Source organism: Streptosporangium sp. NPDC006930, from assembly GCF_040635605.1.
GTDB lineage: Bacteria > Actinomycetota > Actinomycetes > Streptosporangiales > Streptosporangiaceae > Streptosporangium.
The window spans coordinates 85685-99361 of record NZ_JBEYID010000016.1; the positions used below are offsets into that span (position 1 = coordinate 85685).

12 protein-coding genes and 1 pseudogene are annotated in these 13677 nt (G+C 67.9%); 8 read left to right on the top strand and 5 right to left on the bottom strand.

Annotated elements, in window-relative coordinates:
- Nucleotides 1-11: 11 nt before the first annotated feature.
- Complete coding sequence (locus ABZ664_RS26115) at nt 12-953, bottom strand: hypothetical protein (RefSeq protein WP_362515217.1); 942 nt, start codon at nt 951-953, stop codon at nt 12-14.
- A 789-nt stretch (nt 954-1742) separates the two neighbouring features.
- Here ABZ664_RS26115 and ABZ664_RS26120 point away from each other — a divergent pair.
- The 4 genes from ABZ664_RS26120 (at nt 1743) to ABZ664_RS26135 (ending at nt 6475) form a co-directional block, all read left to right on the top strand.
- Nucleotides 1743-3137 (top strand): aromatic acid/H+ symport family MFS transporter, encoded by a 1395-nt coding sequence (locus tag ABZ664_RS26120; RefSeq protein WP_362515219.1) that lies wholly within the window; start codon nt 1743-1745, stop codon nt 3135-3137.
- Nucleotides 3138-3433: 296 nt separating this feature from the next.
- Complete coding sequence (locus ABZ664_RS26125; RefSeq protein WP_362515221.1) at nt 3434-4573, top strand: sensor histidine kinase; 1140 nt, start codon at nt 3434-3436, stop codon at nt 4571-4573.
- Nucleotides 4570-5226, top strand: a complete 657-nt coding sequence (locus ABZ664_RS26130; RefSeq protein ID WP_362515223.1) for a response regulator transcription factor — start codon at nt 4570-4572, stop codon at nt 5224-5226. The genes ABZ664_RS26125 and ABZ664_RS26130 overlap by 4 nt, the downstream gene beginning before the upstream one ends.
- A gap of 259 nt (nt 5227-5485) precedes the next feature.
- Entirely contained in the window at nt 5486-6475 is a 990-nt protein-coding gene (locus tag ABZ664_RS26135) for an NAD(P)-dependent alcohol dehydrogenase (RefSeq protein ID WP_362515225.1), read from the top strand.
- Between the two features lie 165 nt (nt 6476-6640).
- Here ABZ664_RS26135 and ABZ664_RS26140 read toward each other — a convergent pair whose 3' ends face one another.
- From ABZ664_RS26140 to ABZ664_RS26150, 3 genes are all read right to left on the bottom strand, one after another.
- The gene (locus ABZ664_RS26140) at nt 6641-7534 is read right to left on the bottom strand and encodes an SDR family NAD(P)-dependent oxidoreductase (protein ID WP_362515227.1); all 894 of its coding nucleotides are present in this window, start codon (nt 7532-7534) and stop codon (nt 6641-6643) included.
- Between the two features lie 300 nt (nt 7535-7834).
- Nucleotides 7835-8416 (bottom strand): TetR family transcriptional regulator, encoded by a 582-nt coding sequence (locus ABZ664_RS26145; RefSeq protein ID WP_362515230.1) that lies wholly within the window; start codon nt 8414-8416, stop codon nt 7835-7837.
- Between the two features lie 122 nt (nt 8417-8538).
- Complete coding sequence (locus ABZ664_RS26150; protein ID WP_362515232.1) at nt 8539-9891, bottom strand: M23 family metallopeptidase; 1353 nt, start codon at nt 9889-9891, stop codon at nt 8539-8541.
- Nucleotides 9892-10113: 222 nt separating this feature from the next.
- On the opposite strand from ABZ664_RS26150, the pseudogene ABZ664_RS26155 reads away from it, so the two are divergent.
- The 4 genes and pseudogenes from ABZ664_RS26155 to ABZ664_RS26170 form a co-directional block, all read left to right on the top strand.
- Nucleotides 10114-10323: pseudogene (locus tag ABZ664_RS26155) on the top strand (helix-turn-helix transcriptional regulator); the annotation flags it as partial.
- Nucleotides 10324-10620: 297 nt separating this feature from the next.
- Complete coding sequence (locus ABZ664_RS26160; RefSeq protein WP_362515509.1) at nt 10621-11061, top strand: hypothetical protein; 441 nt, start codon at nt 10621-10623, stop codon at nt 11059-11061.
- 249 nt (nt 11062-11310) lie between these two features.
- Complete coding sequence (locus ABZ664_RS26165) at nt 11311-11838, top strand: sigma-70 family RNA polymerase sigma factor (RefSeq protein WP_362515234.1); 528 nt, start codon at nt 11311-11313, stop codon at nt 11836-11838.
- Complete coding sequence (locus ABZ664_RS26170) at nt 11835-13001, top strand: CU044_5270 family protein (RefSeq protein ID WP_362515236.1); 1167 nt, start codon at nt 11835-11837, stop codon at nt 12999-13001. The genes ABZ664_RS26165 and ABZ664_RS26170 overlap by 4 nt, the downstream gene beginning before the upstream one ends.
- A 12-nt stretch (nt 13002-13013) precedes the next feature.
- On the opposite strand, the gene ABZ664_RS26175 is transcribed toward ABZ664_RS26170, so the two are convergent.
- A complete protein-coding gene (locus ABZ664_RS26175; RefSeq protein ID WP_362515239.1) occupies nt 13014-13589 on the bottom strand; it encodes an HD domain-containing protein in 576 nt (191 codons plus the stop codon).
- Between the last annotated feature and the right edge of the window lie 88 nt (nt 13590-13677).

Consider the following 13677-nt stretch of genomic DNA (forward strand, 5'->3'; position numbering starts at 1 on the left):
TGGCCGCGGGCTCAGGCGGTGTTGCGGTTGATGTCCCGCTGCCACCCGCCGTGTTGGGAGCAGACTCCGTTGAGCCCGCCCGACATGCTCACCGTGCCGTCGTTGCACATGACCAGGTAGCCCGTCCCGTTGCGGAAGTTCTCGATGCACCGGAAAACCAGGCAGGCTTCGTCCGCCGGCGGATACACCCGGTTTCCCGTGGGGCAGAACGTGAACCCGTAGATGTTGGGGGGCGCGGCGCAGAACGGACCGGTCGGCTCCACGCTGGGTGGCAGCGTGGGGGTGGGTGTCGGCCAGGGAGTGGGCGTCGGCCAAGGAGTGAACGTCGGTGTGGCGGTCACCGTGGCGGTGGCCGTCACGGTGGCGGTGGCGGTGACGGTCGCGGTCACCGTGGTGGTTACGGTCTCGGTCACCGTGATCGTGGTGGTCACGGCCGGGGGCGTGGGTCCCACGGTGACGGTCACCCGGGGTGCGGGGGTGGACTTCGCCGGCTTCGGCTTCGGCTTCGGCTTCGTCGCGGAGACGGAGAAGGTGCCGCTCTTCTTGTAGCTGCCGACACCGAGATACGTTTCCTGCCAGGCCGTCCGCCCGGCGTTCACCGACAGGGCGGTCGTCACCGTCCGGCACTTCTTCTTCAGGCAGACCCGTTGTTTCACGGAGAACCGCCTCGCGGCGCCGTACCCGTTCGTCACCTGCACCCTGAGGTAGGACTTGCCGCCGACCTTCGTCACGGAGGTCTTGACCACCCGCTTGTCCGTCGCGGTGGGAGCGGTGCTCAGCCCGCTGTCCACCGGCGTGGAGGCGCCGCTCACGCCCTGGCCCGCCTCCGCGAAGCTCCTGATCTCCCGCTTGTCACTCGCGGCGGGGCTCACGGCCGAGGCGGAGAAGGTGTCTCGGATGTCGATGGCACCCATCCAGCCGATGACGGTGATCAGCGTGCCAACGGCCACCACGGACAATAAGAAAGCTCTCATACCACCACAAATATCCCGTATACCAGAATCGCTATTGATAAGTGATTTTTTAATACTTATATCACTTATCCCTCTCGACTTCAGCCGATTGGAACCTTCCAGGCGCACACAGCTCATTTCTTTTCGCCGCAGACAGGAACCAGGTCACCGTGGAGCGGCGTACAGCCCTCTCCACAGGTGCGGCCGGATGCGGGCGCACAGCAGGCATGGCCGCGCCACGACACCCTCCCCCCAAAGCCTCCGGCACGCCTTCCACGCACGTCCGACTTCTCGCCACACACATTCGACTTCTCGCCACACACATTCGACTTCTCGCCATGCCCGCCGACGAGAACTGACGGCGCGGCCGGGCAGCACGCCTTCTCCCACACCGGCACGGGGACGCGGAGGGCGAGCGGGCGCCACCGGACGGGGACGCGGACGCCGACCGGACGGGCATCGGGTGGACAGGCCGCGCCCGGCCGGCCCTCGACACACCAAGGCGATCACAAGTGGTGAGATTTTCCGGAGACCCCGCCGGTCCGCCCGCCGCTCCGGCAGGGACGACTCGCCTTCCGGTCCTCTCAAAAGTCCCAGAATCTACGATCAACCCAATATCCATATATTAATTACAGCCCACCACGCCTTTCACACACAGAAAGACAGTGAAAACCGGAAATTAAAACACCCTTATCGTTTTCGGTGCCAAGTTTTATTGGACCGTCGTCGTGCACGCGTTGTAATTTCGCCACAACGCCCATATCCGAGCCTCACGTCCCGGAGTGAACAATGCACACGACCGAGCGTTCGTCACCCGCGCGCCCCAGGAGCGGGCTCGCCGTTGTCGCCATCTGCTTCTTCACCATCGTCTTCGACGGCTACGACCTGATCGTCTACGGGTCGGTCGTTCCCAGCCTGCTCGGCAACCAGGAATGGGCGCTCACTCCGGCGCAGGCCGGGGCGATCGGCAGCTACGCGCTGATCGGAATGTTGATCGGCGCGGTCGTCGCGGGAATGATCACCGACGTCGTCGGGCGGCGCAAGATAATCCTCGTCAGCATCGCGTGGTTCTCCGTCGCGATGGCACTCTGTTCCACGGCGTCGTCCCCCGAACTCCTCGGCCTGTTCCGTTTCGTCGCGGGCCTCGGTCTCGGAGGCGTCGTGCCGACGACGATCGCTCTGACCGTCGAATACGCCCCGAAGAACCGGCGCAATCTCTACAACGCGCTCATGTTCTGTGGTTATCCGGTGGGCGGTTGCCTGACCGCGCTGGTGGCGATGGCGCTTCTCGCCGAACACGGCTGGCGCGTGATGTTCCTGGTCGGAGCCGCGCCCATCGTGCTGATCCTGCCGCTCGCGATCTGGCTGCTTCCCGAGTCGGCGAGCTACCTGCTCGCGCGGGGACGCCGGGCGGAGGCCGAGGCGGTGGCCGCCCGCTACGGGCTTGACCTCGGCAACGGTCACGGTGAGGCCGGTGAGCCCGGCGAGCCGCGCGACAGGAAGGGTTTCACCCTGCCGTTCCGGCGGGGCTACCTCGCCGCCACCCTGCTCTTCGGAGCTGCCAGTTTCTGCGGCCTGCTGCTGGTCTACGGTCTCAACACCTGGCTGCCGCAGATCATGCGCCAGGCCGGCTATCCCCTCGGCCCCTCACTGCGATTCCTGCTCGTCCTGAACATCGGAGCGATCGTCGGCACCATCGTGATGTCCGTCCTCGCCGACAGGATCGGGGCCAAGGCCATCACGGTCTGCGCCTTCCTCGCCGCCACCGTGTCCATCTACCTGATGAGCTTCGACCTCGGCACCGGCCTGCTGATGCTCTGCGTCGCCGTCGCGGGACTCGGCAGCGTGGGGACCCAGATCCTGGTCAACGGCTACGTCGCGATCTTCTACCCGGCCGCGGGCAGGGGCTCGGCCCTCGGCTGGACGCTCGGCGTGGGCAGGGCCGGTGCGATCGCCGGGCCGCTCCTGGGCGGCTGGCTGCTGGGTTCCGGGCTCGGATTCGAGTGGAACTTCTACGGGTTCGTCCTGCCCGCCCTGCTGGGCGCGCTGTTCATCGCCGCGATCCCGCGCGCCAACCGCCGTCGGCGGGCGTCGGTGGTCGAGACACTCCCCGTGGAAAGCGGTGCGCTCGGCACCATCCCGTCCCAGAGGCGGGCGCAGACCTCCCACGAGGTCATGCGGTGACGACCCCGTCGGGGGAGTCGGGGAAACACCTTAGGAGGGGTGGCGGCCGGACCGCCACCCCTCCGAATCGCTGAACCCCCAAAGCACCGAACCGCCATCCCTCCGTACCGCTGAACCGCTGAACCGCTGAACCGCTGAACCGCTGAACCGCTGAACCGCTGAACCGCTGAACCGCTGAACCGCGAAAGCGTCGGACCACCAAACCGCCGAACCGCCAGAACGCCGAACTTTCGGTGAACGCCTCTCTCCTACTTTGGGCCGATCCAGATCGGTACGACCTCTCGTACCATGATGGGGTGCTCCCCCTTGTGCGATCCGTGTGGGATGAGCCCCGTCCCCCCGACCCGCCGGTGCGGGTGTGGCGGGACTGGGCGCTGGTGGGACTGCTCGTGCCGATCGCACTGCTCGAAGGAGCGCTGCGACCGGATCTTCCGTCGCGGGTCCTCTCGGTGGCGGTCACCATCGGGCTGGTCCCAACGCTGTTGTGGCGCCGGACCAGACCGCTGCTGGTGGTCGCGATCGTCTTCGGCACCACGAGCCTGGCCCCCCTGCTGACGGGCGGCGTCTCCGCGGAGACGAACACGATGGTGTACCTCCTGATCGTGGTGTACGCGTTGGTCCGCTGGGGGTCCGGGCGCGAGGTCGTGATCGGGTTGGCGATCATCCTCGTCGCGGTCGGGCTCTCGATCGTCTTCGGCCGCCTCGCCCCCGCCAACGCGATCGCCGGGTTCGCCGTCGTGTTCTCCGCCGTCGCGCTGGGCGGGACGCTCCGGTATCGGGCGAGGGCGAGGGCACGCGAGCTCGACCAGGTCAAGCTGCTCGAACGCGAGCAGCTCGCCCGCGACCTGCACGACACCGTCGCCCATCACGTCTCGGCGATGGCGATCCGCGCCCAGGCGGGCATCGCCACCTCGGCGGCGCGGCCGAACGCCGCGACAGAGGCGCTCCAGGTGATCGAGGCCGAGGCGTCGCGCGCCCTCGCCGAGATGCGCGCCATGGTCCGTGTCCTGCGCAGGGACGAGCCGGCGGACATGGCACCCGGCCGGCGTGTCACCGATCTCCGGCAACTCGCGAGCCAGGACTCGTCCGACCTGTCCGTCGAGGTGGAGATCCCCGACGACCTCGGCGACCTCCCCCCGTCGGTCGAGGCCGCGATCTACCGCCTCGCCCAGGAGGCGGTCACCAACGCCCGGCGGCACGCCCGTCACGCCACCTACGTCGCGGTCCGCGTCAGCGCCGACGACACGTCGGTGCACCTGCGGGTGAGCGACGACGGCGACACCGGTTCCATCCGCCCGCCAGGACCGCCGGGGTACGGGCTCATCGGCATGATCGAACGCGCCGACCTGCTCGGCGGCACCTGCGAGGCCGGCCCGAACCCCAACCGAGGCTGGACCGTCACCGCCGTGCTGCCCCGCACCGGGTCGGTCACATGAGCATCCGGGTGCTCGTCGCCGACGACCAGGAGATCGTCCGTACCGGACTCTCGATGATTCTCGACGCCCAGCCGGACATCGACGTCGTCGGCGAGGCCGCCGACGGGCGGCGAGCCGTCGAACTCGCGCGGCGCCTGCGCCCCGACGTGTGCCTGTTCGACATTCGCATGCCCGGTCTCGACGGCATCCAGGCCACCCGCCTCCTCGCCGGGCCGACCGTCGAGGATCCTCTCGCCGTCGTCGTCATCACCACGTTCGACCTGGACGAATACGTCTACGCCGCGCTGAGGGCCGGCGCGCGGGGTTTCCTGCTCAAGGACGCGGGCACCGTCCTGCTCACCCAGGCCATCCACGCCGCCGCGAACGGCGACGCGCTCATCGCCCCGAGCATCACCGCTCGGCTGCTCGGCGCCTTCGCCGAGACCGGGCCCACCTCAGCGGTGTCGCAACCCATCGAGGCGCTCACGGACCGGGAGGAGCAGATCCTCGTCACCGTGGCGCGGGGGCGGACCAACAACGAGATCGCCGACGAGTTCCACATCTCGCTCAGCACCGTCAAGACGCACATCGCCAGCCTGATGGCCAAGCTCGGCGCCCGCAACCGCGTCGAGATCGCGATGTGGGCCTACGAGACCAGGCGCGTCAAGAGCTGATCCCGCCGCGGTGACGGGTCCCTCGGCGCGGCTGCGCGTGAGGGGCCGGAATCGCCTGGCCGATCATCCATCGATCGGGCGTACTTTCGCCCGATGAGCTCTTCGCGGGGCCCTCCTACATTGATTTTCGTGGCACGGGACACGCTCGATGCCACCCGGCAGGCGCCTTCGCCTCACCCGATGCCGGCCACGACATCGGTCCACGAGTACGGCGCTCCCGGCGGATCCGCACCCACCCGCGATGGATGAGGAGAATGCGTTGAAGGCATTTGTTCTGCGCTCGTACGGCTCACCCGATGTCCTCGACCTGACGGACGTCGACACGCCCGTTCCCGGCGACGACGAGGTGCTCGTCCGGGTGCGTGCCACCTCCGTCCAGCCCTACGACTGGCACATCATGAGAGGCGAGCCCTACGCCGCGCGCCTGATGGGCGGCGGCCTCCTCGGGCTGCGCAAACCGAAGATCGACATCCTGGGCGCCGACATGGCCGGGCAGGTCGAGGCCGTCGGCAGGAACGTGACGGGGTTCCGCCCCGGCGACGAGGTGTTCGCGCTGCTCAAGCAGGGCGGCCTCGCCGAGTACGTGTGCGTCGGGCAGGACAGGCTCGCGCCGAAACCTCAGAACCTGTCGTACGAGCAGGCGGCGGCGGTGCCGATGGCGGGCATCAGCGCCCTGCTGGGCCTGCGTGACGAGGGACGGCTGCAGCCGGGGCAGAAGGTCCTCATCAACGGGGCCTCGGGAGGTGTGGGGACGTTCGCCGTGCAGATCGCCCGGGCGCTCGGCGCGGAGGTCACCGGCGTCTGCAGCACGAGGAAGATGGACCTGGTCCGGTCGCTCGGCGCGGACGAGGTCATCGACTACTCCAAGGAGGACTTCACCCGCAGTGGAAAGCGCTACGACCTCCTGCTGGACATCGCGGGGGGCCACTCGGTCTCGGCGTGCCGGCGGGCGCTGACTCCCAAGGGGGCCTACGTCCTCATCGGCGGGCGGGCCGGCCGGTGGCTGCGGCCCATGAGTCACATGTTCACGGCACTCGCGGTCTCGCCGTTCGTGTCCCAGAGGGCGGTCATCGTGGACGCGACCCGAGGCGTGGGGAACAGGCAGAACCTGATCACGCTGACCGAGCTCATCGAGGCGGGGAAGGTCACCCCGGTCATCGACCGGGGCTACCCGTTCAAGGACACCCAGACGGCCGTCCGATACCAGGAGGAGGGGCACGCTCCGGGAAAGGTCATCATCACGCTCTGAGATGCCCGAACACTCTGAGACGCCCGACCCGCCACGCGCACGACGATCATCTCCCGCGAGCGACCGGAACATTCGAAACCCTCCTGCTCCTGAGCGACGCGGGAGGCCGGCCGTCGGCTGGAGCCGCCCGGGTTCCGGTTCGCGTACCGTCGGCGGTGGTTCACCTCATGCGATCACGTCGGCGGGTGGAGCGAGCGGGGCCGCCTGCCGGCTGAGTGTGAGGACGGCCTTCGCCGTTCGCGGGTCGGCGGCGGGGGCGAAGGGGGTGACGGGACGTGCCCTTGGCCCGATGACGAGGCCGGTCCGCCCGTCGAGCGAGGCGTCGGCCGCGGCGAGGATCGACGGCCGTGCCGCCACCGACGCGGGACCGGACGTGGCGCGTTCGAAGACTCGCCGGACCAGCGGCCAGAGCAGCCGCAGCCCCGGCGAGACGATTTTGGGCGACCTCATGGTGCCGTCGGTCATGTCGGTGGCCGCGCCACCCGGATCGGCCGCGAAGACCGAGATGCCGGTGCCGCGCAGCCGTTCCGCCAGGTCCAGGGTGTAGGCGAGGTTGGCGAGCTTCGCCCGGCCGTACCAGTGGAAGCCGTAGTAGCCGCCCGGTGGCTCGATGGCGTCGAAGGAGCGTTTGGCCGTCCGGATCGACCCCGAGGTGATGTTCACGATCCGGCTCGGCCCTCCGGCACGGAGCGTTTCCAGCAGCAGCTCGGTCAGCAGGTACGGGGAGAGGTGGTTCACCGCGAACGACGCCTCGATTCCGTCCACCGTCTGCTGCCGGTCGGCGAACATCGCCCCGACGTTGTTGACCAGAACCTTCAGTGGCCCTTCCTCGGCAAAGCCGGCCGCGAGCGCTCGTACGGCGTCGAGTGAGGCGAGATCCGCGGCGACGAACCTCGCCGCCGGACCGGTCGCCACCGCGTCGATCCGCTCGACCGCGCGGGCGCCCCGCTCGGCGTTCCGCCCCACCACGGTCACCGCGTAACCGATCGCCGCGAGCCCCATCGCGGTCTCCAGGCCGATCCCCCCGGTCCCCGCTGTCACCACAGCCCGTTTTTCCATGGCTCCGCCCTCCGCCTACCGGTCCTAATCGGATAGCCATCCGTTTCCTGGCTCGTACCGTAGCATAAACGGATGGCTATCCGATTAGACGGAACGGGCATGCGGCGGCGTACCTCCGGACCTGGATTTCCCGACCGCCGCCACCACCGGAGGCGAGCTTTCAACGGCTTCGGACCGCCGTCAGCGCGGGGAACGGCTCTCAAAGGTCCCGGACACCGTCAGCAAGGGTGGCCGCCCCTCAAAGTCAGCGCGGTGTGCGGCCTTTCGGTCCCTCGGCGCGGTAGGCGGTCTTTCGGCCTCTCAGCGCGGCGGGGGACGCAGCCCTTCAAGGAGAACGTCGAGATAGATCCGCGCGTGCCTGGCGTCATCGTCGCCGGAGCGGACCGCGTGCTCGACGCCGCAGAGCAGGCGGCGGATGTCGTCCGCCTCGACGTCATGCCGGACGACCCCCGCGTCGCGGGCACGGTCGAGCAGTTCCGCGACGGCCCGGTCGAGCTCGGCCTTCATCGCCGAGGTCCGCGCGTCGACGTCGCTGGCGGATCCGAGCACCGCCGCGAACCCGGCGTCGTTCAACGCGTGTTCGAGAGCGAAACGCAGGAGGCGGTGCAGACCGGCACGCGCGTCCTCGTCGGCCGCCGCGACCTGCGCCTCATGGACGAACTGCTGAAAGCGTTCCGCGAGCAGTGCTTCCAGCAGCGCGTGCCGGTTGGGAAAATGCCGGTACACGGTCCCGACGCCCACCCCCGCGAGCCGGGCGATGGTGTTCAGCATGAGCGAGTCGTCACCCGCGGCCAACTGCTCCCTCGCGACCTGTAACACCCGAGCGCGGTTGCGCGCCGCGTCCGCGCGCAACGTCGTCTCACGCTCAGCACCGGGTGTCATCACGTCAGCCTAACGGTTCGCCGGTCAGGCGCCGTGCGGCACCAAACGTGGGTGCGCACTCCTCAGGCGCTGCGGTCGTCTGCCGGAGGAGTGCGCGAACATCCACGGGTCGAGGGTCGAGGTCAGCGGACGGTGCCCTGGGTGTCCTTGCCGTCGTTGTTCCAGTCGCCGATCACGGGCAGGTCGGCGGTGTTGCCGTAACTCACCGAATGAGTGACCTCCCTCTTCGTATCGGTAACCGGGTTGGTACGCATATAGAACACGTTGCCCATGCGCACCCCCACCTCGTCCGAGCCGTCACCGTTCCAGTCGCCCACCAACGGAACGGAGTTGACATTGCCGTACTTGAAGGTGAACTCGGCCTTCCCACCGGCCGGATTGTTACTGATGAGGAACTGCCCCGTACGCGGATCGTAGGCACTGACGGTGTCGTAACCATTACCGTCCCAGTCACCCGCCAACGGAATCATCGGAGTGTCGCCGTAGGACACCTTCACCGTCGTCTCGACATCCGGCTCGGTGACCGGGCTGGTACGCATATGGAACACGTTGCCCATGCGCACCCCCACCTCGTCCGAGCCGTCACCATTCCAGTCCCCCACGAACGGAACCGCCCCGACATTCGCGTTGCCGTACTGAAAGGTGTACTCGGCCTTTCCACCGGCCGGATTGTTACTGATGTAGAACCGGCCCGTGGTCGGATCATAGGTACTCACCGTGTCGTAACCATTACCGTCCCAGTCACCCACGATCGGCACCATCGGACTGTTGCCGTACTTGACGACCGCCCGAGTCGCCTCCTCGGAAGCCCAGTCATCGGTCAGATAGAACTCCAACACCCCCAGACCCGGGTTGGGAGGGTCGTCGCAGTTGCGGCTGGTGACGTTCCTGGAGGTCTGGTTGTTGCCGCCGCCGTAGGTGACGCCGTTGAACGTCGGCTTGACCCGCTCGGAGCCCGCGAATCCCCAGGACGCCTCTCCGTCACCGTTCGAGTCGTGACCGAGCTCGAAGTGGAGGTGTGGGTGGTCGTTGGCCGTGGGCCCCGTCCGGCCGACCTTCCCGATGGTGGCCCCCCGTGCCACCTTCGTGCCCACGTTCACGGCCCGGGACTGCAGGTGCAGGTAGGTGGTGAAGTAGCCGCCGCCGTGATTGATCTGGATCACGTTGCCGGCGTTGCTGTGGTAGAACGACTGATTCACCGTTCCAGCGGCGGGTGCTACCAGCGTGGCTCCCTCGGTGCCGTGCTGGTCCGGCTCCTTGACCATGTCGAGTGCCGGGGCATGCCCCCAGGTGTCCAGCCGCCACTTCTGATCGCAGGGGAAGGGTAGTTGGAGGTTGGGGGCCGCCGCGGTCGCGTGTGCCGGAAGAGCCGGCAGGCCGCCGACGAGAAGAGCGGCCACCACCGTGGTCACCGCCGCCACCCCCGTGGGACGTCTTTTTCCTCGCTGCGGGGAGAGGAAAGAGAACGAACTCATGAACATGTATCTCCTGACGGTCCAGTGGTCGGTATGACCGATGGGTCCTGGTCAGACCTGTGGATCATCTCCGTCTGACGAGCATCACCGTGGCCGAGGGCCCGTCCCATCGCAAGAGGGACGAGGCAGGCAAGGATTCATGGGACGAAAAACCACTCTGACCAGCGCAATCCCACGCACTGTGGGATAAGGCGGGATATATCCATAGATACTGACGTCCTTATGACTACCCTTTGGGGTATCAAACTCGGGTACGAACTCGGGTCCGAAGCTCGGGAGCCTGGATTGTCAGAGCCCTCTGCCGTCGAGGATCTGGCCGCATATCTGCGCCACTTGAAGGACAAAACCGGCCGTAGTTACGACGCCCTTGCCAAGAGGCTCAACATCGGCAAATCCACCCTGCACCGTTACTGCTCCGGAGCCGGAGTGCCACCGCGTTTCACCCTCTTGGAGCAGTTCGCCAAGGAATGTCGGGCGAGTCAGGCAGAAATCATCGAGCTGCACCGGCGGTGGGTACGGACGCAGACCTCATATGTGCCCGAAGCGGAACTCGACACGGAACAGCCCGCCAAGCTTCCCGGCGACCGCGCGACGTCACCGAATGTATCCCTATCTCCGTTTCCGGATGACCGGAAAGCGTCACCGCGTACGCTTTCTCGTCCGTCACCGGCCTCCCCGCCCCCCTCGAAGGGCCCGTCCGAGCAGCGCCCGTTCCCGCGCAGGAGGCTCATGTGGTGGACGCTGGCGGGGATGGGACTCCTGGTCATGGGCGGAGTCCTCTTCTGGCGCCTCGGCCTGGACTTCAGGGCGGACGCGCAAAGCGTCCATGCCTGCGTCGACCGCAAAGGGATCGAGCATGTGGACAAACGGCAGGGCGGCTATGTCTGGACCAGAGACTTCGTGTGCGCCAGCCGAACCGAGGCACCGCTCTACCTCGACGCGGAGAGCACGGAGAAAATAGCGACCCTGGACACCGCGAAGAGCTGGTTCGTCTGCTGGCGACTGGGCCGCGTCCAGGATGACCGGGAGAGGGTCTGGTACTACACCCTGGGAGACCGCGCGGAGCCGGGCAAGAGCCACTTGGGGGGCTGGGGCTACGTCGGAGCCGAAAACGTCATCGCCCCCACTCATCCCATCCAGAACATGCCGCCATGCGGAGACATGCGATGAATATCAGTCAGTCGTCCTCCCTCTCGGCCGATGATCCGGACGCCGCGTTTCCGGCGCACACCGAACCCTCTGTCGTAACCTCTGCCGCCCCGAAGTCACCCGCCCGAACGTAGGTGCCGCCGCACACGGTGACGAAGGGTCCCCGCGACTTCCAGGTGAGGGGTGATTTTGAGTCGTTTGTAACATCTGAGGATCCCGGCCCACTTCCCGGTGTCGAAGCAATCATCCGGGACGAAGGGGGGCCAGGCGGTGACGGACGAGTCACAGCGGTTCACCACGATGTATGACGAATGCCGACAACGGGTCTGGGCCTACGTGGTCAGCCAGGCGGGCAGGCAGATCGCCGACGAGGTGGTGAGCGAGACGTTCGCGATCGCCTGGCGGCGGTTCGACGACATACCGGAGCCCGCCCTGCCATGGCTGCTTGGCGTGGCCCGCAACGTGCTTCGCGACAACGTCCGCGCCGAGATCCGGCGCGAGTCGCTCGCCCGCGAGCTGCGCGCGTGGACCGCGGAGGACCACGCCGACCAGGTCGCCGAACGCCTCGCCGTCATGACCGCGCTCGCCTCGTTGAACCAGGACGAGCGCGAGCTGCTGATCCTGGTGGCCTGGCAGGGACTCACGCCGCGCGAAGCGGCACGCGTCATCGGATGTTCCGCCGCGACCTTCCGCGTACGGCTCCATCGGGCCCGCAAGCGGCTGGTCCACGCGATGAAGTCGGCACCGGCGATCCGCCCCAAGCCCCGGGTGCGCAATCTCAGTGAGGAGTGGTCATGAACCCGATGGACCAGCTGCGGGCGGCCCGCCCGGCCCATCTCGACACCCCGGCCGACGAGCACACCCGTGCCACCGAACTCTCCTACGCCATGTCACAGCCCAGGAAGGGGCGCACCCGCAAGGCCGGTATCCCCAGGCCGGGGTGGGCGCTCGGGCTGGCGGGCGTGGCCGCCGCCACCGCCGCCGTGGCCGTGACGATCACCACGACCGGCGGCACGACACCGCCCCCGGGCTCCCCGATCGCCACGGACCGGCAGCCGACGACGCACTCGTCGGAGCCGGTGGCGCGGCTGTCGGCCAGGCAGCTCCTCCTCGTCGCGGCCGAGTCGTCGCTCAAGGCCCAACAGGGCAGCGGGGCCTACTGGTACGTCGAGAAAGTGAGCGGCAGCACCCAGCAGGTGGGCACCAAGGCGCGGTACACGGTGGACAGCCTGGACCGCAGCCAGACGTGGATCGCCCGCTCGCCTGAACGGGAAAGCTGGTGGGTGTCCCAGAACCTCGGCACCAAGCCCGCGTCCGGCTCGGAGGAGGCCTGGAAGCGGGACGGCTCGCCGTCCACGTGGACGGTGACCATAGACAAGATGGACAAGAACGCCGACGCCAAGGCACAGCTGATCATCGAGGCCAAGGGCGGCAAGCCCTTCGGGAACGCTGTCAACGTGGGCGACAAGGTCGCCGACCTGGCCGGCAAGAACGTCTCGATGGCCGAGCTCCAAGATCTGCCCACGACCGCGGCCGAGCTGAAGGCGTACCTGCTCAAGGGGTACCGGGGGCACAGCACCGAATCCGAGGGCGACCCGCAGGACGCCGACTCCTGGCTCTTCCAGGTGACCGCGGGCCTGTTGAGCGACATGCCCGTCAAGCCCGCCGTCCGGGCTGCGGCCTACCAGGTGCTCGCCGGGCTGGACGGCGTGCGGTCGCTGGGTGAGGTGACCGACGCGCTGGACCGCAGGGGCGAGGGCATCGCCCGTACCGAGAGGTGGCCCACCGGCGAGTTCGAGCGCCAGCTCGTCGTCGACCCGCGGACCGGCATCCTGCTCACGGACCGGTTCGTCGCCGTCGCCCCGACCGGGACCTACGGCTGGGCGAAGCCGGGCACCGCCGTCCACTGGAACGCGATCGTCAAGGCCGAGTGGACCGACCGGGAGCCGGTCAAGCCGTAACCGCGAGGTGTCTCAGCCTCCGTTCAGGACGCGTTTCACCCATTCCAGCGACCCCGTGCGAAGCGCCTCGTCCGCGAGGCGCTTCGCGGACGTCGTCTTCAGTGCGGCGAGTGAGCTGTCGATCCACGGCTGGACGTTCTGGTGGCCCTGCTCGCGGTACTCGATCGCCTGAATCAGGCATTCGAGCTTGTCGGCGTCCCGGGCGCAGACCGCTTCGAGACTGGCCTTCTCCTCGTACTCGCCGACCGCGCCGCTCACCATCTCCGCCACCGGTCCGGGAACCCCGCGCACCTGGTCGGCGGTGACCTCCTCGTTCGGCGTCGCCTTCAGGTACAGCTTGCCGAGATAGGGGATGTCGGTGATGCGGGTCTCCTGCGTGTCGTGGAAGAGGCTCATGAACGCCGCACGCTCGGGATTTCCGCCCTCCAACGCCGTGATCACACTCGCGATGACCGCCGTCCTGAAGGAGTGGTCGGCGATGCTCTCGGGGTCACGTACCCCCGCGACCAGCCAGCCCGTGCGCCGGTAACGCTTGAGCAGCCCGATCTCGTACAGCAGGCCCGTCAGATTCGACAGTTCCTCCGCCATGGAAATCCCCTCTCCCCCTCGGTGGATCATGCGCGGCGCGTAGCCGACCGCCCCGTTTCCGACGCGGACCGCGGTGGCCTCCTCCAGC

Coding starts and splice junctions, on each gene's coding strand:
- ABZ664_RS26120 (WP_362515219.1), top strand. CDS start 1,743: ATGCACACGACCGAGCGTTCGTCACCCGCGCGCCCCAGGAGCGGGCTC.
- ABZ664_RS26130 (WP_362515223.1), top strand. CDS start 4,570: ATGAGCATCCGGGTGCTCGTCGCCGACGACCAGGAGATCGTCCGTACC.
- ABZ664_RS26140 (WP_362515227.1), bottom strand. CDS start 7,534: ATGGAAAAACGGGCTGTGGTGACAGCGGGGACCGGGGGGATCGGCCTG.
- ABZ664_RS26145 (WP_362515230.1), bottom strand. CDS start 8,416: ATGACACCCGGTGCTGAGCGTGAGACGACGTTGCGCGCGGACGCGGCG.
- ABZ664_RS26150 (WP_362515232.1), bottom strand. CDS start 9,891: ATGAGTTCGTTCTCTTTCCTCTCCCCGCAGCGAGGAAAAAGACGTCCC.
- ABZ664_RS26160 (WP_362515509.1), top strand. CDS start 10,621: ATGTGGTGGACGCTGGCGGGGATGGGACTCCTGGTCATGGGCGGAGTC.
- ABZ664_RS26170 (WP_362515236.1), top strand. CDS start 11,835: ATGAACCCGATGGACCAGCTGCGGGCGGCCCGCCCGGCCCATCTCGAC.
- ABZ664_RS26175 (WP_362515239.1), bottom strand. CDS start 13,589: ATGGCGGAGGAACTGTCGAATCTGACGGGCCTGCTGTACGAGATCGGG.